Source organism: Micromonospora fulviviridis (genome assembly GCF_014648395.1).
Lineage (GTDB): Bacteria > Actinomycetota > Actinomycetes > Mycobacteriales > Micromonosporaceae > Micromonospora > Micromonospora fulviviridis.
The window spans coordinates 268652-290644 of sequence record NZ_BMRA01000008.1 but is presented as its reverse complement, the minus strand read 5'-3'; the positions used below and the strand labels follow the sequence as shown (position 1 = coordinate 290644).

23 protein-coding genes, 1 pseudogene and 1 riboswitch are annotated in these 21993 nt (G+C 75.4%); of the genes and pseudogenes, 16 read left to right on the top strand and 8 right to left on the bottom strand.

The window, feature by feature from the left end; all coding sequences use genetic code 11:
- Positions 1 to 65 precede the first annotated feature (65 nt).
- The 5 genes from IEY96_RS22475 (at position 66) to IEY96_RS22455 (ending at position 3476) form a co-directional block, all read left to right on the top strand.
- Positions 66 to 467 (top strand): TOBE domain-containing protein, encoded by a 402-nt coding sequence (locus tag IEY96_RS22475; protein WP_091259071.1) that lies wholly within the window; start codon positions 66 to 68, stop codon positions 465 to 467.
- On the top strand, positions 464 to 1246 hold the full coding sequence (gene modA, locus IEY96_RS22470) for a molybdate ABC transporter substrate-binding protein (RefSeq protein ID WP_189196777.1): 783 nt from the start codon (positions 464 to 466) through the stop codon (positions 1244 to 1246). The genes IEY96_RS22475 and modA overlap by 4 nt, the downstream gene beginning before the upstream one ends.
- The gene (locus tag IEY96_RS22465; RefSeq protein ID WP_189196776.1) at positions 1243 to 2043 is read left to right on the top strand and encodes an ABC transporter permease; all 801 of its coding nucleotides are present in this window, start codon (positions 1243 to 1245) and stop codon (positions 2041 to 2043) included. Before modA ends, IEY96_RS22465 begins: the two co-directional genes overlap by 4 nt.
- Positions 2040 to 3101, top strand: coding sequence for an ABC transporter ATP-binding protein (locus tag IEY96_RS22460; protein WP_373293626.1), 1062 nt, complete (start codon positions 2040 to 2042; stop codon positions 3099 to 3101). Before IEY96_RS22465 ends, IEY96_RS22460 begins: the two co-directional genes overlap by 4 nt.
- A gap of 96 nt (positions 3102 to 3197) precedes the next feature.
- Positions 3198 to 3476 (top strand): hypothetical protein, encoded by a 279-nt coding sequence (locus tag IEY96_RS22455; RefSeq protein ID WP_189196775.1) that lies wholly within the window; start codon positions 3198 to 3200, stop codon positions 3474 to 3476.
- A 51-nt stretch (positions 3477 to 3527) separates the two neighbouring features.
- On the opposite strand, the gene IEY96_RS22450 is transcribed toward IEY96_RS22455, so the two are convergent.
- Together IEY96_RS22450 and IEY96_RS22445 are read right to left on the bottom strand one after the other, a co-directional pair.
- Complete coding sequence (locus tag IEY96_RS22450) at positions 3528 to 5237, bottom strand: alkaline phosphatase family protein (protein ID WP_189196774.1); 1710 nt, start codon at positions 5235 to 5237, stop codon at positions 3528 to 3530.
- 310 nt (positions 5238 to 5547) lie between these two features.
- Positions 5548 to 6321: pseudogene (locus tag IEY96_RS22445) on the bottom strand (CDP-alcohol phosphatidyltransferase family protein); the annotation flags it as partial.
- 53 nt (positions 6322 to 6374) lie between these two features.
- On the opposite strand from IEY96_RS22445, the gene IEY96_RS22440 reads away from it, so the two are divergent.
- From IEY96_RS22440 to IEY96_RS22410, 7 genes are all read left to right on the top strand, one after another.
- Entirely contained in the window at positions 6375 to 7352 is a 978-nt protein-coding gene (locus IEY96_RS22440) for a zinc-dependent alcohol dehydrogenase (RefSeq protein WP_189196772.1), read from the top strand.
- Positions 7353 to 7354: 2 nt separating this feature from the next.
- The gene (locus tag IEY96_RS22435; RefSeq protein WP_189196771.1) at positions 7355 to 7753 is read left to right on the top strand and encodes a 6-pyruvoyl trahydropterin synthase family protein; all 399 of its coding nucleotides are present in this window, start codon (positions 7355 to 7357) and stop codon (positions 7751 to 7753) included.
- A 4-nt stretch (positions 7754 to 7757) separates the two neighbouring features.
- On the top strand, positions 7758 to 8795 hold the full coding sequence (locus IEY96_RS22430) for a glycosyltransferase family 4 protein (protein WP_189196770.1): 1038 nt from the start codon (positions 7758 to 7760) through the stop codon (positions 8793 to 8795).
- Positions 8792 to 9604 carry a class I SAM-dependent methyltransferase gene (locus IEY96_RS22425; protein WP_189196769.1) on the top strand — a complete coding sequence of 271 codons (813 nt, stop codon included), beginning with the start codon at positions 8792 to 8794 and terminating at the stop codon, positions 9602 to 9604. The genes IEY96_RS22430 and IEY96_RS22425 overlap by 4 nt, the downstream gene beginning before the upstream one ends.
- A gap of 52 nt (positions 9605 to 9656) precedes the next feature.
- Positions 9657 to 10634 carry a lysylphosphatidylglycerol synthase domain-containing protein gene (locus IEY96_RS22420; protein ID WP_189196768.1) on the top strand — a complete coding sequence of 326 codons (978 nt, stop codon included), beginning with the start codon at positions 9657 to 9659 and terminating at the stop codon, positions 10632 to 10634.
- Positions 10635 to 10702: 68 nt separating this feature from the next.
- Positions 10703 to 11338 carry a GTP cyclohydrolase II gene (locus IEY96_RS22415; RefSeq protein ID WP_189196767.1) on the top strand — a complete coding sequence of 212 codons (636 nt, stop codon included), beginning with the start codon at positions 10703 to 10705 and terminating at the stop codon, positions 11336 to 11338.
- Positions 11335 to 12024, top strand: coding sequence for a RibD family protein (locus IEY96_RS22410; protein ID WP_189196766.1), 690 nt, complete (start codon positions 11335 to 11337; stop codon positions 12022 to 12024). Before IEY96_RS22415 ends, IEY96_RS22410 begins: the two co-directional genes overlap by 4 nt.
- A gap of 75 nt (positions 12025 to 12099) precedes the next feature.
- Here IEY96_RS22410 and IEY96_RS22405 read toward each other — a convergent pair whose 3' ends face one another.
- Positions 12100 to 13212 carry an FUSC family protein gene (locus tag IEY96_RS22405; protein WP_189196765.1) on the bottom strand — a complete coding sequence of 371 codons (1113 nt, stop codon included), beginning with the start codon at positions 13210 to 13212 and terminating at the stop codon, positions 12100 to 12102.
- 145 nt (positions 13213 to 13357) lie between these two features.
- Here IEY96_RS22405 and IEY96_RS22400 point away from each other — a divergent pair, with 145 nt between their 5' ends.
- A complete protein-coding gene (locus IEY96_RS22400; protein ID WP_189196764.1) occupies positions 13358 to 13936 on the top strand; it encodes a hypothetical protein in 579 nt (192 codons plus the stop codon).
- Here the strand turns inward: IEY96_RS22400 and IEY96_RS22395 are convergent.
- The 5 genes from IEY96_RS22395 to IEY96_RS22380 all read right to left on the bottom strand — a co-directional run bounded on the left by IEY96_RS22395 (position 13836) and on the right by IEY96_RS22380 (position 18171).
- The gene (locus IEY96_RS22395; protein WP_189196763.1) at positions 13836 to 14585 is read right to left on the bottom strand and encodes an amino acid ABC transporter ATP-binding protein; all 750 of its coding nucleotides are present in this window, start codon (positions 14583 to 14585) and stop codon (positions 13836 to 13838) included. The genes IEY96_RS22400 and IEY96_RS22395 overlap by 101 nt on opposite strands.
- Positions 14582 to 15361, bottom strand: a complete 780-nt coding sequence (locus IEY96_RS22390) for an amino acid ABC transporter permease (protein ID WP_107078063.1) — start codon at positions 15359 to 15361, stop codon at positions 14582 to 14584. Before IEY96_RS22390 ends, IEY96_RS22395 begins: the two co-directional genes overlap by 4 nt.
- A 33-nt stretch (positions 15362 to 15394) precedes the next feature.
- On the bottom strand, positions 15395 to 16252 hold the full coding sequence (locus IEY96_RS22385; RefSeq protein WP_189196762.1) for an ABC transporter substrate-binding protein: 858 nt from the start codon (positions 16250 to 16252) through the stop codon (positions 15395 to 15397).
- 100 nt (positions 16253 to 16352) lie between these two features.
- Positions 16353 to 16484, bottom strand: a complete 132-nt coding sequence (locus tag IEY96_RS33195; RefSeq protein WP_268247162.1) for a hypothetical protein — start codon at positions 16482 to 16484, stop codon at positions 16353 to 16355.
- 32 nt (positions 16485 to 16516) lie between these two features.
- A riboswitch (SAM riboswitch) is annotated at positions 16517 to 16627 on the bottom strand.
- A gap of 68 nt (positions 16628 to 16695) precedes the next feature.
- On the bottom strand, positions 16696 to 18171 hold the full coding sequence (locus IEY96_RS22380; RefSeq protein ID WP_189196761.1) for an NAD(P)/FAD-dependent oxidoreductase: 1476 nt from the start codon (positions 18169 to 18171) through the stop codon (positions 16696 to 16698).
- A gap of 198 nt (positions 18172 to 18369) precedes the next feature.
- Here IEY96_RS22380 and IEY96_RS22375 point away from each other — a divergent pair, with 198 nt between their 5' ends.
- Genes IEY96_RS22375 through IEY96_RS22365 form a run of 3 tightly spaced genes read left to right on the top strand, consistent with a single transcriptional unit; the run spans position 18370 to position 21971 of the window.
- Positions 18370 to 19641: a hypothetical protein gene (locus IEY96_RS22375; RefSeq protein ID WP_189196760.1), complete on the top strand. Its 1272-nt coding sequence runs from the start codon at positions 18370 to 18372 to the stop codon at positions 19639 to 19641.
- A gap of 39 nt (positions 19642 to 19680) precedes the next feature.
- Entirely contained in the window at positions 19681 to 20253 is a 573-nt protein-coding gene (locus IEY96_RS22370) for a PadR family transcriptional regulator (protein WP_189196759.1), read from the top strand.
- Positions 20250 to 21971 carry an acyl-CoA dehydrogenase family protein gene (locus tag IEY96_RS22365; RefSeq protein WP_189196758.1) on the top strand — a complete coding sequence of 574 codons (1722 nt, stop codon included), beginning with the start codon at positions 20250 to 20252 and terminating at the stop codon, positions 21969 to 21971. The genes IEY96_RS22370 and IEY96_RS22365 overlap by 4 nt, the downstream gene beginning before the upstream one ends.
- Positions 21972 to 21993: the final 22 nt, after the last annotated feature.

Genomic DNA, 21993 nt, shown 5'->3' with positions numbered 1-21993 from the left:
TCCTGGCGGATGCGAGGGGCTGGGCCGCTTCACACCCGCACCTGCGGGCCGCTAGGGTGGCCGTCGTGACCGTGTTCCGGATCGGCGAGGCCGCCGAACTGCTCGGGGTCAGCGCGGACACGGTCCGCCGCTGGATCGACGCCGGGCGCCTGCCCGCCACCCGCGACGAGCACGGCCACCGGGTGCTCGACGGGGCCGACCTAGCCGCGTTCGTCCGCGCCCCGGGCCACCCCGAGCTCTCCTCGGCCCGCAACCGGCTGCGCGGCATCGTGACCGCCGTCGTCAAGGACACCGTGATGGCCCAGGTCGACATCCAGGCCGGGCCGTTCCGGATCGTGTCGCTGATGAGCCGCGAGGCGGTCGACGACCTCGACCTCCAGGTCGGCTCGGTCGCCGTCGCCGTGATCAAGTCCACCACCGTCGTGGTGGAGCGCGCGCCCGCGCCGAAGGGAAGGACCAACCCGTGACCGTACGGTGGATCCGCGCCGTCCTGGCCGGGGCGGCCGCGCTGAGCCTGTCCCTGACCGCCTGCGGCGGCGCGGGCGACGGGTCGAGCGCCGACACGGGCGGCACGGTGACCGTGTTCGCCGCCGCCTCGCTCACCGAGACCTTCACGCAGCTCGGCAGGGACTTCGAGTCCGCACACCCCGGCACCCGGGTCGTCCTCAACTTCGCCGGCAGCTCGGCGCTCGCCACCCAGATCACCCAGGGCGCGCCGGCCGACGTGTTCGCGGCCGCCTCGCCGGCCACCATGAAGACCGTCACCGACGCGGGTGACGCCGCCGGGGCGCCGGCCGTCCTGGTCCGCAACCAGCTCGTCGTCGCCGTGCCCGAGGGCAACCCCGACCGCGTCGGTGGCCTGGCCGACCTGGCCCGCCCCGGGGTGAAGGTGGCGCTCTGCGCCGAGCAGGTGCCGTGCGGCGCGGCAGCGAGATCCGCCCTCGACGCGGCCGGCGTGCGGCTCACCCCGGCCACCCTGGAGCAGGACGTCAAGGGCGCGCTGGCCAAGGTGAAGCTCGGCGAGGTCGACGCGGCGCTGGTCTACCGCACCGACGTGCGCGCCGCCGACGGGCTGGCCGCCGTCGAGTTCCCCGAGTCCGCCCGGACGGTCAACGACTACCCGATCGTGGTGCTGAAGCACGCCGGCAACCCGGACGGCGCCCGCGCCTTCGTCGACCACGTCCGCTCCGACGCCGGCCTGGCCGTGCTCACCGCGGCCGGGTTCCAGGCCCCGCCGAGCCGGTGACCCGACCCGCGCGCCGCCGGCAGCGGGTGCCGCTGCCCCTGCTGCTCCCCGCCGGTCTCGGGCTGCTCTTCCTCGTCCTGCCGCTGGCCGGGTTGCTGGTGCGGACGCCCTGGACCACGCTGCCCCGGCGGCTGGCCCAGCCCGGCGTGCTCACCGCGCTGCGGCTGTCCCTGGAGACCGCCACGGCCGCCACGCTGCTCTGCGTCGCGCTCGGCGTACCCCTGGCCTGGCTGCTGGCCCGGGTCGAGTTCCCGGGCCGGCGGCTGGTCCGCGCGCTGGTCACCGTGCCGCTCGTGCTGCCGCCGGTGGTCGGCGGGGTGGCGCTGCTGCTGGTCTTCGGCCGGCGCGGGCTGCTCGGGTCGTGGCTGGACGCCACCTTCGGGGTGACCCTGCCGTTCACCACCGCCGGGGTGGTGCTGGCCGAGGCGTTCGTCGCCATGCCCTTCCTGGTGATCGCCGTCGAGGGCGCCCTGCGCGGCGCCGACGCCCGCTACGAGGAGGCGGCGGCCACCCTCGGCGCCGGGCGCTGGACCACCTTCACCCGGGTCACCCTGCCGCTGGTCGCCCCCGGGGTGGCGGCCGGCGCGGTGCTCTGCTGGGCCCGCGCGCTCGGCGAGTTCGGCGCCACCATCACCTTCGCCGGCAACTATCCGGGACGGACCCAGACCATGCCGCTCGCCGTCTACCTGGCCCTGGAGACCGACGTGCAGGCCGCCATCGTGCTCAGTCTCGTCCTGCTCACCGTCTCCGTGGCCATCCTGGCCGGGCTGCGCGACCGCTGGGTCGGTGTGACGTGACCGCCCCGCCCCTGCTCGACGCGCACCTGGTCGCCGACCGGGGCGCCTTCCACCTCGACGCGCGGCTGCGCATCGGGGCCGGGGAGGTGGTGGCGCTGCTCGGCCCGAACGGGGCCGGCAAGACCACCGCCCTACGGGCCCTCGCCGGGCTGCACCCGCTCAGCGCCGGGCACCTCACCCTCGACGGCGTCGACCTCGACCGCCCCGACCGGCGGGTGTGGACCCCGCCCGAGCGGCGCCCGGTCGGCGTGGTGTTCCAGGACTACCTGCTCTTCCCGCACCTCAGCGCGCTGGACAACGTGGCGTTCGGGCCGCGCCGGCGGGGCGCCGACCGGCGGGCCGCCCGGGCCCGGGCGCGGGGCTGGCTGGACCGGGTCGGCCTGGGCGGGCAGGCCCGGCACAAGCCGCGCCAGCTCTCCGGCGGGCAGGCCCAGCGGGTCGCGCTGGCCCGCGCGCTCGCCGTCGAGCCCACCCTGCTGCTGCTCGACGAGCCGCTCGCCGCGCTCGACGCCCGGACCCGGCTCGACACCCGCGCCGAACTCCAGCGGCACCTCGGCGCGCACCCCGGCGCCACCCTGCTGGTCACCCACGACCCCCTGGACGCCCTGGTGCTCGCCGACCGGCTGGTCATCGTCGAGCAGGGGCGGGTGGTCCAGGAGGGCGACGCGGCGACCGTCACGGCCCGCCCCCGTACCGACTACGTGGCCCGGCTGGTCGGGCTCAACCTGCACCGCGGGCACGCCGACGGGCACGCCGTCACGGTCGGCGGGCTCACCCTCACCACGGCGGACACCGTACGCGGGGACGCGTTCGTCGCCTTCCCGCCGGCCGCCGTCGCGCTGCACCCGACCCGCCCCGACGGCAGCCCGCGCAACGTCTGGCCGGCCACCGTGACCGGGGTGCAGCGGCACGGGGACAACCTGCGGGTCCAGCTCGCCGGGCCGGTCGCCGTGGCCGCCGACGTCACCCCCGCCGCGGCGGCCCACCTCGGGCTGCGCCCGGGCCAGCCGGTCTGGGCGGCGGTCAAGGCCGCGGAGACCCGCGCGTATCCGGCGTGACGCACGCCGCTGGCCGGCCCACCGTCCCCGGTGGGAGGTTTGATCCCGGGCCACCCGGTCACTGAACAGGGGAGCCACCACGAAGGGGGGAGCGGGGTGCCCGACACGACACCATTCCGGTCCAGTCAGGACGCCGTCCTGCCGGACGACGTCACCGATCCGCTGCTGTGGCGGGCCGCGTACGACGTGGCCGCCGCCCACCAGCCCGACGCCACGGGACGCTGTCCCAGCCTGCTCTGCGCCGGGCGGAGCGCGCCGTGCGAGCCGATGGTCAACGCGCGGCGGGCGATGCGGCTGGCGCGGGGCGGCGCGCGGCGCGCCGGGTTCCGGGAGACCACCGGCCGGACGGCCCGGGGCCGGCGCCGGGCGGCCTGAGCCCGTCGGGGACGCGGCCCGCGTGCCGCGTCCCCGGTCCGTCGGGTCGGCTCAGTGGGTGGGGGAGAAGGCGACGAGGAAGCGGTCCCGGAAGGTGTCCATCCGCCACACCGGGGCCTGCGGGCCGGGGCGCAGCCCGTCCTGCCAGCCCCAGCCGGCGACCCGGTCCAGCACGGCCGGATCCTTCGCCACGATGGTGATCGGCACGTCCCGGCCGGCGCCCTCGCCGGTCACCGAGGACGTCGGCTGGTGGTCGCCCAGGAAGACCAGCACGAGGTCGTCCCCGCCGTAGGTCAGCACGTACGACACGAGCGTGCCGAGGCTGTACTCGATGGAGTGCCGGTAGTCGTCGCGGACCTGGGCGGCGTCCCGCTGCACCACGTCCCGGCTGCCGCCCGTGCTGGTGGACTCGGTGTGGAAGATGCTGCCGTCACCCACCGCGTCCCAGGGCACCGGCTTCGGGATCGCCGACCAGGGGGAGTGGCTGGAGACCAGCGGGATCTCCGCCATGAGCGGGGCGTGCGGCCGGTCCCGCTCCAGCCGCTGGAAGGTGGCCAGGGTGTACTGGTCCGGCATGGGCGCGTAGCTGAACTTCGGGCCCTGGTAGGCCAGCCGCTCCGCGTCGTAGTACCGGTCGTAGCCGAAGAACTTCCCCTCCGGCCAGGGCTGGGTGGCGGCGGGCAGCACCCCGACGGTCTGCCAGCCGGCCCGGTGGAACGCGCCGTTGAGGGTGAGCCGGTCCCCGGCCAGCAGGTCCCGGTGGCGCTGGTCGTTGTCGATCCACAGGCCGGAGAGCAGGGTGGCGTGGGCCAGCCAGCTGCCGCCGCCGAAGGTGGGCGAGGTGAGGAAGCCGCTGCGGGCGTCGAAGCCGGCCACGCGCAGCCGCCGGTAGCCGTCGTCCAGGACCTCGTTCACGCCCGGCGCCAGCGCGGGGTCCTCCACCGCGTCCCGTCCGTAGCTCTCCACGAATGTGACCAGCACGTCCTTGCCGCGCAGCCCGGTCAGCAGCCGGTCGCCCGGCACGTCCCGGTACGCGTCGGCCGTCATCTCCCCGGCGAACGCGGCGCGGTCGCGCAGGCCGGCCCGGACCTGGCCGACGTGCGCCGCGACCAGGCCGGACGTCGTCCGGTCGGCGACCGGCACGCCGGCGGCCAGGCGCACCCCGAACAGGGCGCAGCCCAGCCAGAGCACGGCCAGCGCGGCGACCACGCGGACGGCCCCGGTGCGGTGCCGCGCCAGGAGCCGGTCCAGCCGCCGCACGGCGAGCGCCACCAGCACCGGCAGGCCGACCACGAGCAGCACCACCCCGACCGCCGCGGCGACGGCGCCGGCCCGGCCGACCGAGTCGGTCAGGTAGCCGAAGCCGTCGTCGAACAGCCCCCAGTCGAGCAGCACGTCGAAGGGCCGGTCCCGGGCCACCCGGAAGCCCGTGTCCAGCAGCTTGACCACGGCCAGCAGACCCAGCACGAGACCGAGCGCCACGGCGACCGGCCGGCGGGCCCGGGCCGGCAGGACGAGCAGCAGCGCCGCCGCGACCAGGGCCTCCACCGGGATCCGCAGCACGGCGCCGGGCCCGACCTCGGCCAGCCGGTCCGGCGCGACCAGCGCCGCCACCACCAGCAGCGCGGCCAGCCCGGTGAGGACCCCGGCGGCGACCCGACGGGTACGCGACCGCGCCGTCGGCGGCGCGGCGTCGCCCGCCGGGTCCGGGCGGTCCGGGTCGGTGGCGGCCGGCCGGTGGAGACGGATACGCAGTGACACGGCGGCGTCCTTCGTCGAGGGGGAGGGGTCAGACCGGCTGGTGGGCGACGATCCGGACGGCCACGGGCACCGGACGCGCGGGCGGGTCCAGCGGTCGCGCGCCGGCCGGACCGTTCGCGCCGACGGTCGCGCGCCGGACCGCACCGGCCGGGGCGGGTCCGGCCACGTGGGCGGGGAGGTCCGCCGGGCCGGTGCCGGCGGACCAGGACGGGACGGCGCCCGTGCCGGACGTGACGCCCAGCGCGGGGAGTGCGGTCGCGGCGGGCCCGATGCCCAGCACGGGGAGCGCGGTCACGCCGGGCACGGCGGGCCCGACCGCCGGGACGAGCGCGACGGCCGGGGTGGGCCGGGCCGCCGGGGCGGCCGGGCGGTGCCGCCACAGCCAGGCCACGTCGCGGCCGAACGACTCGACCAGCAGGGCCAGCGCGCCCGCGACCAGCGCCACGGTCGCCGCCGGCGGCAGCAGCCCGCTCGCGGCCGCCGCGAGCACCACGCCCTGCGCCGCCGCCACCACCTTGCGCCAGTACCGGGGCGGCAGCGTGCCGCGCATCCAGGGCAGCGGCCAGGCCGCCGCCACGAAGGCGTACCGCATCCCGCCGATGACCAGCACCCAGGCCCCGACCGACGGGGCCAGGTGGACGCTGAGCACCAGGAGCAGGAACGAGTCGACCTCCATGTCGAAGCGGGCGCCCAACGCGCTCACCGTGCCGGTGCGCCGGGCCACCTGGCCGTCCACCGCGTCCAGCGCCAGCGCCACCACGGTGAGCGGGACCAGCACGGCCACCGGCGCCGGCCCGCCGTCCACGACCAGGGCGAGCACCCCGCCGACCAGCAGCGCCCGGGCCAGCGTCACCCGGTCGGCCGGCCCGAGCCGCTCCGCGCCGGCCGCCCGCAGGCCGCGCCGGAGCAGCCCGCAGAGCACCCCGGCGTACGCCAGGCCGGCGAGCCAGCCCGCCACGCCGACGCCCACCGTGCCGGCGAGCGCGGCCAGCAGGACGAACTGCACGATCAGCCCGACCAACGGGCCATTTCGAACGGTGGACACCCTGCCTCCGTGTCTATGATCGACAACCCTGCCAGTCATCACGGGAAATTCGGCCGTCCGGTTCGGTCCGGATGCGGAAAAGAGGAGATTTCGTGACCGGTGAGGCCCGCGCCTTCTGGCTCCGCGCCCCAGGCGAGGGTGAGCTCCGCCCGGTCGCGCTCGCCCCGCCCGGCCCCGGCGAGGTGCTGGTCCGCGCCCGCTACTCCGGCGTCAGCCGGGGCACCGAGACCCTGGTCTTCACCGGTCGGGTCCCCGCCGACCAGCACGCCTCGATGCGCGCCCCGTTCCAGGAGGGCGACTTCCCGGCCCCGGTGAAGTACGGCTACCTGAGTGTCGGCACCGTCGAGGAGGGGCCGGCGGAGCTGCGCGGGCGTACCGTCTTCTGCCTGCACCCGCACCAGACCGCGTACGTGGTGCCGGCCGGCGCCGTGGTGGTCGTACCCGATCGGGTGCCGGCGGCCCGCGCGGTGCTGGCCGGGACCGTGGAGACCGCGGTGAACGCGCTCTGGGACGCCGCGCCGCTGGTCGGCGACCGGGTCACCGTGGTCGGCGGTGGCATGGTCGGGTGCTGCGTGGCCGCCGTGCTGGCCCGCTTCCCGGGGGTGCGCGTCGAGCTGGTCGACGCCGACCCGGCCCGGGCCGGGGTGGCCGCGGCGCTCGGCGTCGACTTCGCGCTGCCCGCCGACGCCGCCGGCGACCGGGACCTCGTGGTGCACGCCAGCGCCACCGCAGAGGGGCTGCAACGCGCCCTGGAGCTGCTCCGCCCGGAACGCACCGTGCTGGAGCTGAGCTGGTACGGCGACCGGCCGGTCACCCTCGCCCTGGGCGGGGCGTTCCACTCGAAACGGCTCGGCATCCGTAGCAGCCAGGTCGGCACCGTGTCGCCCCGGCGCGCCGACCGGAGCTACGCCGACCGGCTGGCGCTGGCCCTGGACCTGCTCGCCGACCCGGCGTTCGACGCGCTGATCACCGGCCGGTCCCGCTTCGCCGACCTGCCCGACGTGCTGGACCGGCTCGCCTCGGGCCGCCTCCCCGCGCTCTGCCACCTCATCACCTACGACGAGGAGTGACCATGTTCAGCGTCACCGTCCGCGACCACATGATGGTCGCCCACAGCTTCCGCGGCGAGGTGTTCGGTCCGGCCCAGCGGCTGCACGGCGCGACCTTCGTCGTCGACGCCACCTTCCGCCGGCCGGAGCTGGACGCCGACGGGATCGTGGTCGACATCGGGCTGGCCACCGAGCAGCTCAAGGCCGTGCTCGGCGCGCTCACCTACCGCAACCTGGACGACGAGCCGGACTTCGCCGGGGTGAACACCACCACCGAGGTGCTGGCCCGGTCGGTGGCCGACCGGCTGGCCGAGGCGGTGCACGCCGGGCGGCTCGGCGAGGGGGCGCGCGGCCTGGCCGGGATCACGGTCACCCTGCACGAGTCGCACGTCGCCTGGGCCAGCTACGAGCGGTCGCTGTGACCGGATGACCGTCGTGCACGTGGTGCTGCCGGGCGACATCGACGACCCGGCGAGCCCCAGCGGCGGCAACGGGTACGACCGCCGGGCCTGCCACGAGCTGGCCGCGCTCGGCTGGACCGTGCGGGAACACCCGGTGCCGGGCGGCTGGCCGAACCCGGGTGCGGCGGACCGGGCTGCGCTGGCCGGCGTGCTCGCCGCGCTGCCCGACGGCGCGACCGTGCTGCTCGACGGGCTGGTCGCCTCGACCGTGCCGGAGGTGCTGGCCCCGCACGCCCGGCGGCTGCGCCTCGTCGTGCTGGTGCACCTGCCGCTGGAGGACGACGTCGAGGCCCGCGCGCTGGCCGCCGCGACCGCCGTGGTCACCACCAGCGAGTGGACCCGCCGCCGGCTGCTCGATCGCTACCCGCTCGCCGCCGACCGGGTGACGGTCGCCCCGCCCGGGGTGGACCCGGCGCCGGTCACGCCCGGCTCGCCGGCCGGCGCCCGGCTGCTCTGCGTCGCGGCGGTCACCCCGCTCAAGGGGCACGACGTGCTCGCCGCCGCCCTCGCACGGGTCGCCGACCTGCCCTGGACCTGCGACCTGGTCGGCCCGCTCACCCGCGACCCGGACTTCGTGGCGCGGCTGCGCCGGCAGCTCGCCGACACCGGCCTCGTCGACCGTGTCCGGCTGGCCGGCCCGCGCACCGGCGCCGACCTGGCCGCCGCGTACGCGGCCGCCGACCTGCTGGTGCTGCCGTCCCGCCGGGAGACCTACGGGATGGTGGTCACCGAGGCGCTCGCGCGGGGCGTACCGGTGCTGGCCAGCGACACCGGCGGCCTGCCCGGGACGCTCGGTCGCGGCCCGGACGGCGAGCGGCCCGGCCTGCTGGTCCCCCCGGCGGACCCGGCCGCGCTGGCCGGCGCGCTCCGCCGCTGGCTCACCGACCCGGACCTGCGGGACCGGCTGCGCCGCGCCGCCCGGCAGCGGCGGGACACCCTCACCGGCTGGCCGGTCACCGCGCACCGGCTGGCGGCAGCCCTCAAGGAGGCCACGGCGGCATGACCACCTCACTGCTACCCCCCGACTTCGCGGACTGGCTGCGGCGGCGCGAACCCGCCGACGCGGCCGCCCGCTCCGCCGAGCTGCTCGACGCGGTCCGCCGCCGGCTGCCCCCCGACCGCCCGCTCGTCGTGCACGACCTGGGCAGCGGCACCGGGTCGATGGCCCGATGGCTCGCCCCGCGGCTGCCCGGCCCGCAGTGCTGGGTGCTGCACGAGCGGGACCCCGACCTGCGCGCCCGGGCCGCCGCCGAGCCGGTCGTGGCCGCCGACGGCAGCCCGGTCACCGTGCTGGTCCGGGGCTCCGACATCACCCGGTTGGGTGCCGCCGACCTGGCCGACGCCCACCTCGTCACCGCCTCGGCGCTGCTGGACATGCTCACCGCCGAGGAGGTCGAGCGGACGGTGGCGGCCTGCGCCGGCCACCTCACCCTCTTCGCGATCACCGTGGTTGGCCGGGTGCGGTTCACCCCCGCCGACCCGCTCGACGCCGAGTTCGAGGCCGCGTTCAACGCCCACCAGCGGCGTACGGCCGGCGGGCGCGCCCTGCTCGGCCCGGACGCCGTGGACGCCACCGTGGCGGCCTTCCGCCGCCGGGGCGTCGAGGTGGCGGTCCGGCCCAGCCCGTGGCGCCTCGGCCCGGAGTACGCCGCGCTGACCGCGGAGTGGCTGGTCGGCTGGCTCGACGCGGCCGTCGAGGAGCGGCCGGAGCTGGCCGGGGTGGTCGACGCGTACCGGGAGCGGCGGCTCGCCGAGGTGGCCGACGGCCGGCTGCGGGTGGTGCTGGAGCACGCCGACCTGCTCGCCGGATGAACCGTAGCGGCCGCTCGTACGTGACAACGGGTGGACCGAGGGAGGACCGCTCTTGTCACACGCCGCCGTCGCCGGGCCCGTCCCGGCCGCCGCGCCCGCGCCGCCCCGGTCGTTCTGGACCTGGGCCCGCCCGCTCGCCGGCCTCGCCGTGCTCGCGGCGCTGGTCTGGTCGGTGGGCACCGGCCCGTTCCTGGCCGGGCTGCGGCTGATCGACGCGCCGGCGCTCGCCGCCGCGCTCGGCATCGGCGCGGTCACCACGGTCTGCTGCGCCTGGCGCTGGTCGCTGGTCGCCGGCGGGCTGGGCGTACGGCTGCCGCTGCGGGCCGCGGTCGCGCACTGCTACCGGGCGGTCTTCCTCAACTCCACCCTGCCCGGCGGGGTGCTTGGCGACGTGCACCGGGCGGTCCGGCACGGCCGGGACGCCGGGGACGTGGCCCGGGGCGTCCGCGCCGTGGTCTGGGAGCGCGCCGCCGGACAGGTGGTGCAGCTGGTCATCGCGGTGGCCGTGCTGGCGGCGCTGCCGTCCCCGGTCCGGCCGTACCTGCCGGCGGTGGCCGCCGGGCTGGCCGCGGTCGCGCTGGCGCTGGCGCTGCTGGCCCGGGCCGTGCCCCGCTCCGGGGCGTCCCGCTGGGCCCGGGCGGTGCGCACCGCCGTCGCCGACGTCCGGGCCGGGCTGCTCGCCCGGCGCACCTGGCTCGGCGTGGTGGCGGCCTCGGCCGTCGTGGTCGCCGGCCACCTGGCCACCTTCGTGGTGGCGGCGCGCACCGCGGGCGCCGACGCGCCGCTGTCCCGGTTGGTGCCGCTGACCCTGCTGGCCCTGCTTGCCATGGGGCTGCCGGTGAACGTGGGCGGTTTCGGGCCGCGCGAGGGGGTGGCCGCCTGGGCGTTCGCCGCGGCCGGCCTGACCGCCGCGCAGGGCGTCGCCACCGGCACGGTCTACGGGGCGCTGGTCCTGGTGGCCAGCCTGCCGGGCGCCGCCGTGCTGCTGGTCCGCCGGCGTGCGGCTCGGGAGCCCGGCGACTGTCGGTGATCCCGCCTACGGTGAGGGTGCGAGGTGTGCGTTGCCGGCGCGTCCGGCAGCCGGGACTGAGGAGAAGCATGGACGAAACGCTGCCCGCCGCGACGGTCCGGACCCAGGTCACGGTCCCGCTGCGGTTCCCCGACGGGTATGTGACCACCGCCCGTGTGCACTCCTTCCACGGCCTGGTCGACGGCCGCGAGCACCTCGCCATCGGGCTCGGCGAGCGGCGGGACCCGGACGCCTCGCCACCGCTGGTCCGCCCGCACAGCGAGTGCCTGACCGGGGACGTCTTCGGCAGCCAGCGCTGCGACTGCGGCCCGCAACTGCGCGAGGCGGTCGAGCGGATCGCCGACGCCGGCGGCTACCTGCTCTACCTGCGCCAGGAGGGCCGGGGAATCGGCCTCTACGCCAAGCTGGACGCGTACGCCCTCCAGGACGGCGGGCTGGACACCTACGAGGCGAATGTGGCGCTGGGCCGGGGCGCCGACGAGCGCGACTACACGGTGGCCGCGCAGATGCTCGCGGCACTGGGCGTGACCCGGGTGGCCCTGCTCAGCAACAACCCCGACAAGGCCGCGCAGCTGGAGCGGCTGGGCGTCACGGTGGTCGACCGGGTGCTCACCGGGGTGCACCTGTCCCCGACCAACGCGGGCTACCTGGCCGCCAAGGTGACCCGCGCCGACCATGCCCTCGACCTGCCCTTCGTGCCGTGACCGGCCGGCCGTACGTGCTGCTCAGCTGTGCCATGTCGATCGACGGCTACATCGACGACGCCACCGCCGAGCGGCTGCTGCTGTCCAACGACGTGGACCTCGACCGGGTCGACGCTGTCCGGGCCGCCGCCGACGCGATCATGGTGGGCGCCGCCACGGTCCGCCGCGACGACCCCCGGCTGCTGGTGCGCAGCGAGCGGCGGCGGGCCGAGCGGGTGGCCCGCGGCCTGCCCCCGTCCCCGGTGAAGGTCACCGTCACGGCCAGCGGCGACCTCGACCCGACCGCCCGGTTCTTCACCACGGGCGACGGGCCGAAGCTGGTCTACTGCCCGAGCGGCGTGGTGGAGAAGGCCCGGGAGCAGGTGGGCGCGGTGGCCACCGTGGTCGACGCGGGCGAACCCGTCACCCCCCACGCGGTCCTCGCCGACCTGGCCGGGCGCGGGGTCGGCCGGCTCATGGTGGAGGGTGGCGGCACCGTGCACTGCCAGTTCCTCACCGCCGGTGTCGCCGACGAGCTGCACCTGGTGGTGGCGCCGTTCTTCGTGGGCGACCGCCGGGCGCCCCGGTTCGTCGGGGACGGCCGCTTCCCGTGGCACCCGGGCCGCCGCGCCCGGGTGGTCGAGGTACGCCAGATCGGCGACGTGGTGCTCACCCGATACGCCCTCTCCGACCGCTGCGAGGTGTAGCAGCGCGCGTCCGGTGGCCTGGTCCGGGGCGCCGGGACAGCTCGTCGATGCGCGGCCGGACGGGCCGCCGGCCGGTCAGGACGCCGGTGTCGGCAGGCCGAGCGCCTCGTCGACCCGGTTGAGCACCGCCCCGCCATCCTCGCCGACCCCGCGCAGCAGGTCGATCGCGGTGGCCCGGATCTGCCCGACGATCATGACGACGGGCAGCGGCGGGCCGGACTCCAGCAGCTCCGCGCCGATGCGCACCGCGGCCAGCGCGGCCTCCTCGGCCCGTCCCGCGTGCCGGTCGGCGTCCTGGCCGGTCAGGTCGGTGGCCAGGGCCGCGCCGGCGGCGCGTACCGCCTCGGCGAGGGAGCGGATCGCCGCGCCCAGCTCGGGCGGGCTGGCGGTGTGCAGCCGGGCCAGGGTGGCCCCGTTGCGGGCCAGCACCCGGATGTTGCGTACCGCGTAGTCGAGTTGCCGGGCGGTGGCCTCGACCTGTTCGAGCTGGCTGAGGTGCCGCCGCCGGCGGACCCGCAGCCGCAGCGTCTCGGCGCACGCCCGCACCGCGGACCGCAGGCGTTCCACGCAGCCGTCCACCTCCCGGGCCCGGTCCAGCGCCGCCTGGGCGGCCTCGGCGTCGCAGCGGTCCAGCGCGGCGTTCACCCGGTCGAGCAGGTCGGCGAGGTCGGCGTACGTCTGCCGGGCCTCGGCCACCAGCGGGGCCAGCGGGTCCCGGGCCACCACGAGCTGGCTCGCGGCGAGGGCGACCGCCCCGCCGATCAGCGCGTCGACGAACCGGAACGGGGTGAACTCGCCCTTCGGTGCGGCCACCACCACGAGGTAGAGCGCGGAGACCGTGGTCTGGATGACCAGGGTGCTGCTGGCCCCGGCCGCCACCGTGACGCCGAGGGTGAGCAGCAGGACGAGGAGCATGGTCGCCGTGCCGGGGCCGAGGGCGTGCACCACCAGGTCGGCGACGAGCACCCCGCCGGCCACCCCGAGCACCAGCTCGATGGTCTGCCGTACCCGCTGGCCCCGCGACTCGCCGAGCACGATCAGCGCCGCGCTCGGCGCGAAGAACGGGTCCGGATGGCCGATCAGCCGCGCGGCGATCAGCCAGGCCACGGTCGCGGCGAGCGCGGCCTCCACCACGGGCACCCACGCCTGCCGCAGCCGCCCCACGGCGGCCTTCCACCAGTTGCGCACCGGCGCCGTCCTCCCCTGACGACCGGCGCACCCACGGAATCTCCGTTCCGGCCGTAGGGGCTCCTACCCTTGAAGTTGATCGTCGTAACCCGACCGTCCACGCCGATGACGACCTCGGCTTGTCGGGCGCCGCTACCGTCGCCGCATGTCGCTGCACCACAACGGGGTCCTGCGGATCTATCCCGCGGTCCCGCTCGCCTTCCTGCTGCCGTGCGCGGCGATGGCGCTGCTGGGGCCGTTCATGGACCCGGAGCCCCACCCGCCGGCACCGGCCGGCGTGCTGGCCCCGGCGCAGGTCCTGGAGGTCCAACGGGACGGGGCGGGGCGGGCGACCGGCGTGCTGCTGCGGGTGGACTCGCCCGACGGCCCGGTGATCTGCGGCATCCCGAGGGCGTCCTTCGCCGACGGGAGGCTGCCCGACCGGCACGAGCGGATCACGGTCGACTACACGCCGACCGACTGCGCGCCGCCGCCGTCCGCTCCCGACCGGTTGCCGCCCTGGGGGGTGAGCGCCCTGGGCGCCGCCGGCCTGGCGCTGGCGATCTACTGGCTGTGGGCCGGCTCGGACCGGGCCGCCCGTCCCCGCTACCGGAGGACGAGGGAGCGGGGCCGGGCCGCCGGGGTCAGAGCACCTGGGACAGGAACCGCCGCAGTCGCGGGTGCTCCGGCGCCTCGAACACGGCGGACGGCGGGCCGGCCTCCAGCACGACGCCGGCGTCCATGAAGGCCACCGTGTCGGCCACCTCGCGGGCGAAGCCCATCTCGTGGGTGACCACGACCATGGTCATGCCGGCGGACGCGAGGTCGGCCATCACCCCGAGCACCCCCTTGACCAGCTCCGGGTCGAGCGCCGAGGTGGCCTCGTCGAAGAGCATCACCTGCGGTCGCAGCGCGAGGGCGCGGGCGATGGCCACCCGCTGCTGCTGGCCGCCGGAGAGCTGCGCCGGCCGGACGTCGGCCTTGTGGGCCAGCCCGACCAGGTCGAGCTGGGCCCGGGCGACCTGCACCGCCTCGTCCTCGGGGAGTTTCTTGAGCTTGCGCAGCGCGAGGGTGAGGTTGCGCAGCACCGTCATGTGCGGGAAGAGGTTGAACTGCTGGAACACCATGCCGATCCGCTGGCGCAGCGCGTCCGGGTCGTCGCCGAGCACGCTGCGCCCGTCCAGCAGCACGTCGCCCCGGTCCGGCTCGATGAGCCGGTTGATCGTCCGCAGCAGCGTCGACTTGCCGGAGCCGGACGGGCCGATGACGCAGGCGGTACCACCCCGGGCCACCTCCACGTCGGCGCCGCGCAGCACCTGGTGCCGCCCGAAGGCCAGGTGCACGTCGCGGACGGCCAGGCTCACCGAGGTGCCGGTCGCGGTGGCGGTGCTCATCGCGGGTCCTTTCCGGTCGGGGCCGGCGCGCCGGCGGGGTCGAGCTCGACGTCGAGATCGGGGGCGGCCACCGCCCGGCCCTGCCGCAGCCGCCGGTCGATCCAGTTGACCGCGTGGGTCAGCGGCACGGTCAGCACCAGGTAGAACAGGCCGGCCAGCAGCAGCGCCGACTCGTTGCCGGTGGTGGCCGCGTAGTCCTGGCCGATCCGGAACAGCTCCCGCTGGCTGGCCACCAGGCCGAGGAAGTAGACCAGGCTGGAGTCCTTGATCAGCGCGATGAGCTGGTTGACCCAGGCCGGCAGCACCCGGCGTACGCCCTGCGGGACGATGACCAGGCGCATGGCCTCGCCCCAGGAGAAGCCGAGCGCCCGGGCTCCCTCCAGCTGGGCGGCCTCCACGCTCTGGATGCCGGCGCGGAAGATCTCTCCGATGTAGGCGGCGGCGATCAGCGACAGCGCCAGCACGCCCAGCGGGTAGGGGTTCGGGCCCCACACCTGCATCCCCAGTGGCGCCAGGCCGACGCCGATGAGCAGGATGGTCGCCGCCGCCGGCAGGCCGCGGAACACGTCGGTGTAGACCCGTGCCGGCCACCGCAACCATCGGGTGCGCGAGATGCCCGCGACGGCCAGCAGCATGCCCAGCACCGAGCCGAGCAGGGCGGCGGAGACCGCCAGGATCAGCGTGTTGGGCAGCCCGACGGTCAGCATCTCGGGCAGCGCCTCGCGCATGGCGTCCCAGTCGAAGAAGGTCTCCCACAGGGTGCTCAGTGGATCCATGTCTCCGTCCGCCCCGCTCGTCTCGATCGTTCGTCAGGAAGCCGCCGACGGCGACGGCACGGCGACGGTGCCGCTGCCCGGCTTGAAGTCGGCCGGGATCGGCCGGCCCGGGTAGTACTGCGCCTGGAGCCTGCTCCAGGTGCCGTCGGCGATCACCTCGTCGAGGCCCTTGTTCAGCGCCTCGCGCAGCTTGTCGTTGCCCTTGGCCACCGCGTACGCGGTCGGGGCCGGGCTGAGCTGCTTCGCGGCCACCGTGATCTTGCCGTTGCTGTCCGCGGCGGACTTGTCGCCGATCTCGGCCGGGGCGATCCAGGCGTCGGCCGTGCCGGCCTTGAGCTGGTTGACCGCGCCGTTGTAGTCCGGCACCCGGACCGGGTTCAGGTTCTCCCGCGTGGCGTAGTCGTCCTGCACGGTGCCCTGCACGACCACGACCCGCTTGCCGGCGAGCTGGTCGAAGCCGGTGATCGGGGAGCCGGCCGGCACGTCCAGCCCGAAGTAGCCGAAGTCGTAGCCGTTGCCGAAGTCGACGGTCTTCTTCCGGGCCTCGGTGATGGTGATGGAGGAGCTGCCGACGTCGAACTTGTGGTTGTTGACCTGGGCGAGCAGGGCGGAGAAGTCGGTGCCCACGAACTCCACCTTCAGGCCGGCCTTCGCGGCGACCGCGGTGAGCAGGTCGTTGTCGAAGCCGGTGAACTTGCCGTCCTTCAGGTACACGTTCGGCGGGGCGTCGGTGAGCGTGCCGGCCCGCAGCACGCCGGCCTGGAGCAGGCCGTACGGGTTGGCGGCCTCGCTGGTGGCGCCGTCGTCGCCGCAGGCGGTGAGGGCGGTGGCGGCGAGCACGGCGGCGGCGCCGAGCGCGGCGGCGCGGGTCAGGGCGGAACGGATTCGCACAGGTGTCTCCAGGGTCCGGGGCGGCGTGGGCGCACGCCGCCGACGGCGCGCCCGGGGCGGGCGAGCCGGAAGGGATGGTGCGGAAGTGGGGGAGTGGCCCTCAGCGCGCGTCGGAGCGGCGACAGGCGTCGCTGCACACCCGCATCAGGTCGACGTGCCGCCGCTTGACCAGCGCGAAACGCGCCGGATAGGCGATGCCGTCGGCGGGCGGGGTGCGGAGCTGAGCAGACATGGTTCCCTCTGGTCGGTGATGACCTGGGTGCCAGGCCACGCTTGCACCGGCGGCTGCCGGTGCCTGGTCCTCACCCGGGGCACCCCACCGCGGAGGAGGGTTGCCGGCCAGCGAGCCGGGGCTTGACGCTGGCGCTCATGACCTGCCGAGAAGGCTAGCAGGAGGGCGGCCCGGGCCGTCCAGCCGTTATGACCACCCTCACGCCGGGGCCTTACCGCCGGGCGGGCATGACCGGGGCGTCCCGGCCGGTGCCGTGCCGCGACGGCGTCCGCTGCTCGTGGTAGTCCTGCTCGACGTTTACCGTCCAGACGTCGTGGTCGGCGCCGTGGGCGATGTTCTCGGCGGCCAGCATCGCGGTGAGCATCGAGTGGTCGGCGTTGTTGTAGCGGTGCATCCCGTTGCGCCCCACCGGGTGCACGTTCGGCACCTCCCGGGCCAGCCAGCCGCGGATCACGTCCACGTTGTGCTGGTAGCGCTCGTCGTAGACCGGGTACGCCTTCGGCATCCGGACCACATAGCCGGCCTCCACGCAGCCGGGCCGGACCAGGCCCAGCCGCTCCAGTTCGGCGGTGGCGAAGGCGACCAGGTCCGCGTCCGGCGTCCGCCACATCTCGTCGTCCTCGAAGACGAAGTACTCCAGGCCCAGACAGGTCCGCCCGTCCTTGACCAGGTACGGCGACCACGAGCCGAAGTTCTGGATCCGGCCCACCTTGGCGGCCGGGTCGTGCACGTAGATCCAGTTGTCCGGGAAGGAGAACTCCTCCGGCACCACCAGCGCGACGGTCAGGAAGTCCCGGTAGCGCAGGTCGTCGGCGGCGGCCCGTACCTCCGGCGGGGCCTCCGGCCGCATGGCCCGCACCAGCGCGGAGATCGGCATCGAGGAGATCACGTGGTCGGCCGGTTCGGTGCGCTCGCCCCCGACGTCGACCACCGTGACGGCGGTGGCCCTCCGCTGCGCCGGGTCCCGGTGCACCTCGGTCACCCACGTGTTGGTGCGGACCGTGCCGCCCCGCTTCTCCACCTCCTCGGTGCAGCGCTCCCACATCATCCCGGGGCCGTGCTTCGGGTACTGGAACTCCTCGATGAGGCTGGTCACGTCCTTGCGGTTGCGCCGGGGCAGCAGCGCGTTGAGCACCGCGGTGGACAGCGACAGGTTCTTGATCCGCTGGGCGGCCCAGTCGGCCTGCAACTGGTCGGCCGGCATCCCCCAGACCTTCTCCGTGTAGGTCTTGAAGAAGATCGAGTAGAGCCGCCAGCCGAACCGGGCCGACACCCAGCCCTCGAAGTGCGACTGGTCCTTCGGCGGGCGCAGGCGGGCCCGCCCGTACGAGCCGACGCAGCGCAGCGCCTCCAGCAGGCCGAGGTTGCGCAGCGCGTTCCCGGCGTTGAGCGGGTAGTCGTAGAGCGCGCCCCGGTAGTAGATCCGGCTCATCCGCGGCCGGAGGAGGAAGTCCTCGGCCGGCAGGATCTCGTGCCAGAAGTCCTCCACCCGGGAGACCTTGGTGAAGAACCGGTGCCCGCCGATGTCGAACCGCCAGCCGTCCCGCTCCACCGTGCGGCTGATCCCACCGACCACGTCGTCGGCCTCGTACACCCGGACCGGCTCGCCGTGGCGCAGCAGCTCGTACGCGGCGGTCAGCCCCGCGGGCCCCGCCCCGATGATCACGGTCCCGTTGCCGTCACCCATGCCGTCCGCGCCCCCCGCCGCCAGCCTGCCGATGCGGCAGCGCCCTTACCCGTCCTGCCGCCCGACTCACCTGCTCCCGCGATCCGCGACGCCGGGTCACCCGTTCGGGGTCGGGCGGGTGTGAACCGGGGCGGAACGGGGATGCCGGGCCGGTTTCCCGGTCCGGGGGTCGGTCGCGGGGCGACCGGTGGGAGCGGGATGGCGGAGGAGCGGCGGGCCGGGACGGCGGACGTACCCGGCCCCGACCTGCGCCCGAGCAGACGCGCCCGGCTGGTGTCGACGGGCCGGCTGCTGGCCGCCCGGATCCCGGCGCCCTGGGGCTTCGTGCTCGCCGTCTTCGCCGGCTCGAAGCTGGTGCTCAGCCTGGTCGGCGTGCTGGTGCTGACCGCCTGGGACGGGGTGCCCGGCGCGCCGCCCGCCGACGAGACGATGATGCGGCTCCAGCAGGACCGGATCTCGTCGCACCGCTGGGTCTCGCTCTGGTTCGCCTGGGACTCGTTCCTCTACGACCACCTGGCCCGGCTGCCGCTGGACCGGCCGTGGAAGGACTTCGGCTTCCCGCTGCTCTACCCGTTCCTGGCCCGGCCCCTCGCGCCGCTGCTCGGCGGGCACACCGCCTGGGCGCTGCTGCTGGTCGCCAACGTGGCGCTGCTGTTCCAGCTCTGGTTCGCGTACCGGCTCGGCGCCCGGCTGCTCGGCGCCGGCGACCCGGGCGACGCCGCGGCCGACGGCCGCCGATCCGTGCGGTACCTGCTCCTCCTGCCGACCGCGTTCCTGTTCCAGGCCGCGCTGACCGAGTCGCTCTTCGTCTGCCTCGCCCTGGCCGCGTTCTGGTACGCCGAGCAGCGCCGCTGGCTGGTGGTCGGGATCGTCGGCTACTTCCTGGCGATGAGCCGCTCGGTCGGCTTCGTGGTGGTGGTCCCGCTGGCCCTCGTGCTGCTGCGCCAGCACGGCTGGCGCCTGGGTCTGCGCAGCCTGCCGCGCTACCTGCGGGAGGGCTGGCCGCTGCTGCTGGTCCCGGCCGGCTGGCTGACCTTCATGGCGTTCTGTCGCTGGCAGAGCGGCGACTGGTTCGCCTACCAGCACGCCCAGGAGAAGGGCTGGGGGATCAAGGTGCAGAACCCGCTCGGGGTGGCCGGGTCGGCGCTCGTCGGCGACAACTCGGCGAACGCGCTGCGGGTCTGGATCGCCGTGGCGATGCTGCTCGTGGCGGCCGTCGGCCTGCGCCGGCGGGCCGACTGGCCGTACCTGGCCTACACGCTGATCGTGGTGCTGGTGCCGCTGTCGATGGGCCCGCCGGTCTACAAGAGCCTGCTGCGCTACCTGCTGGCCGCGTTCCCGGTGGCGCTGGTGCTGGCCCGCTGGGCCCGCCGGCCCGGCCTCGACCCGTGGCTCACCGCCGGGCTGGCGCTGCTCCAGGGCGCGCTGTTCGCGGTCTGGCTCACCTACTGGACCCACCTCATCATCTGACTCTTGCTATGCAACGAGTTGCATAGCAAGATGGCCGGCATGTCGCTGGAGCACGCCATCCTCGTCTCGCTCCTGGAGCAGCCCGCCTCCGGCTACGAGCTGGCGCGGCGCTTCGACCGCTCGATCGGCCGCTTCTGGACCGCCACCCACCAGCAGATCTACCGGGTGCTCAAGCGGATGGAGAGCGACCACTGGCTCACCGCCGAGGAGATCGGCCAGGAGGGGCTGCCGGACAAGAAGATCTGGTCGGTCACCCCCACCGGGCGCTCCGCCCTGGTCACCTGGCTGCGCGCCCCCGTGCAGCCGGAGGCGGTCCGGCACGAGCTGGCCGTCAAGATCCGCGGCGCCGCGTTCGACGACGCGGCCGGCCGCGCCACCCTGGTCGCCGAGGTCGAGCGCTACCGCGCCGACCACGAGGCCACCCTCGCCGGCTACCTGGCCGGCGAGCGCCGCGACTTCCCCGACCCCGCCGCCCGGGACGCCCGCACGGCGCTCCAGCACGTCGTGCTGCGGGGCGGCATCGCGTACGAGCGGATGGTGCTGGCGTGGCTCGACGACGTCCTCGACACCCTCCGCGACCTCGACCCCTCCGCAGAAAGGCGACCGGCGTGACCGACCCGCTGCTGTTCCACCCCCACCGCTACGACCCGGCCCACCTCGACGAGACCTCCCGGCGGCTGCTGCGCGCCACCATCGACTGGTTCGAGTCCCGCGGCAAGCAGGCCCTGGTGGACAGCTACAACCACCACGAGTGGTACGCCGACTTCCTGGCCTTCGCCGCCAAGGAGGGGCTCTTCGCCACCTTCCTCACCCCGGCCGCCGACGGCGGCGGCGACCCGGACAAGCGCTGGGACACCGCCCGCAACGCGGCGCTCAGCGAGATCCTCGGCTTCTACGGCCTCGGCTACTGGTACACCTGGCAGGTCACCGTGCTCGGCCTCGGGCCGGTCTGGCAGAGCGGCAACGCGGCCGCCCGGGCCCGCGCCGCCGCGCTGCTCGACGAGGGGCACGTCATGGCGTTCGGCCTCTCCGAGCGGCCGCACGGCGCCGACATCTACTCCACCGACCTGCTGCTCACCCCCGACGGGGAGGGCGGCTTCCGGGCCACCGGCGGCAAGTACTACATCGGCAACGGCAACGTCGCCGGTCTGGTCTCCGTCTTCGGCCGCCGCGCCGACGTCGAGGGCCCCGAGGGGTACGTCTTCTTCGCCGCCGACAGCCGGCACCCGGCGTACCGGCTGGTCCGCAACGTGGTCAACGCGCAGATGTACGTCAGCGAGTTCCGCCTGGAGGACTACCCGGTGCGCGCCGAGGACGTGCTGCACACCGGCCCGGCCGCCTTCGACGCCGCGCTCAACACCGTCAACGTCGGCAAGTTCAACCTCTGCACCGCCTCCATCGGCATCTGCGAGCACGCCATGTACGAGGCGGTCACCCACGCCCACCAGCGGATCCTCTACGGCCGGCGGGTCACCGACTTCCCGCACGTCCGCCGCGAGCTGACCGACGCGTACGCCCGCCTGGTGGCCATGAAGCTGTTCAGCGACCGGGCGGTGGACTACTTCCGCTCGGCCGGCCCGGACGACCGGCGGTACCTGCTGTTCAACCCGATGACCAAGATGAAGGTCACCACCGAGGGCGAGAAGGTGATCGACCTGCTCTGGGACGTGATCGCCGCCAAGGGCTTCGAGGCCGACACCTACTTCGACAAGGCCGCCAAGGACATCCGCGGCCTGCCGAAGCTGGAGGGGACGGTGCACGTCAACCTGGCGCTGATCCTCAAGTTCATGCCCAACTACCTGTTCCGGCCGGCCGAGCACCCGCCCGTGCCGACCCGGCAGGACCCGGCCGACGACGAGTTCCTCTTCCGGCAGGGGCCGGCCCGCGGCCTCGGCGCGATCCGCTTCCACGACTGGCGCGCCGCGTACGACGCGCACGCCCACCTGCCCAACGTGGCCCGGTTCCGCGAGCAGGCCGACGGGCTGACCGCCCTGCTCGCCGCGCACGCCCCGGACGAGGCCCAGCAGCGGGACCTGGACTTCCTGCTCACCGTCGGCCAGCTCTTCGCCCTGGTCGTCTACGGCCAGCTGATCCTGGAGCAGGCCGAGCTGACCGGGCTCGACGCCGACCTGCTGGACGAGATCTTCGACCTGCTGGTCCGGGACTTCTCCGGGTACGCCACCGAACTGCACGGCAAGGCGGCCACCACCGAGGCGCAGGCCGCCTGGGCGCTCGCCCACCTCCGGCGCCCCGTCGTCGACGCCGACCGCGCCGCCCGGGTGTGGCAGCGGGTGGTCGCCCTCGCCGGCGCGTACGAGATGCACCCCTGACCTGATCGACCGGGCCGGCCCG

What these genes read in the sequence shown, in the direction of transcription:
- IEY96_RS22425 (WP_189196769.1), top strand. Translation starts at nt 8,792, where the DNA reads ATGACCACCTCACTGCTACCCCCCGACTTCGCGGACTGGCTGCGGCGG.
- IEY96_RS22380 (WP_189196761.1), bottom strand. Translation starts at nt 18,171, where the DNA reads ATGGGTGACGGCAACGGGACCGTGATCATCGGGGCGGGGCCCGCGGGG.
- IEY96_RS22430 (WP_189196770.1), top strand. Translation starts at nt 7,758, where the DNA reads ATGACCGTCGTGCACGTGGTGCTGCCGGGCGACATCGACGACCCGGCG.
- IEY96_RS22390 (WP_107078063.1), bottom strand. Translation starts at nt 15,361, where the DNA reads ATGGATCCACTGAGCACCCTGTGGGAGACCTTCTTCGACTGGGACGCC.
- IEY96_RS33195 (WP_268247162.1), bottom strand. Translation starts at nt 16,484, where the DNA reads ATGTCTGCTCAGCTCCGCACCCCGCCCGCCGACGGCATCGCCTATCCG.
- IEY96_RS22415 (WP_189196767.1), top strand. Translation starts at nt 10,703, where the DNA reads ATGGACGAAACGCTGCCCGCCGCGACGGTCCGGACCCAGGTCACGGTC.
- IEY96_RS22370 (WP_189196759.1), top strand. Translation starts at nt 19,681, where the DNA reads ATGTCGCTGGAGCACGCCATCCTCGTCTCGCTCCTGGAGCAGCCCGCC.
- IEY96_RS22375 (WP_189196760.1), top strand. Translation starts at nt 18,370, where the DNA reads ATGGCGGAGGAGCGGCGGGCCGGGACGGCGGACGTACCCGGCCCCGAC.
- IEY96_RS22395 (WP_189196763.1), bottom strand. Translation starts at nt 14,585, where the DNA reads ATGAGCACCGCCACCGCGACCGGCACCTCGGTGAGCCTGGCCGTCCGC.
- IEY96_RS22400 (WP_189196764.1), top strand. Translation starts at nt 13,358, where the DNA reads ATGTCGCTGCACCACAACGGGGTCCTGCGGATCTATCCCGCGGTCCCG.
- IEY96_RS22435 (WP_189196771.1), top strand. Translation starts at nt 7,355, where the DNA reads ATGTTCAGCGTCACCGTCCGCGACCACATGATGGTCGCCCACAGCTTC.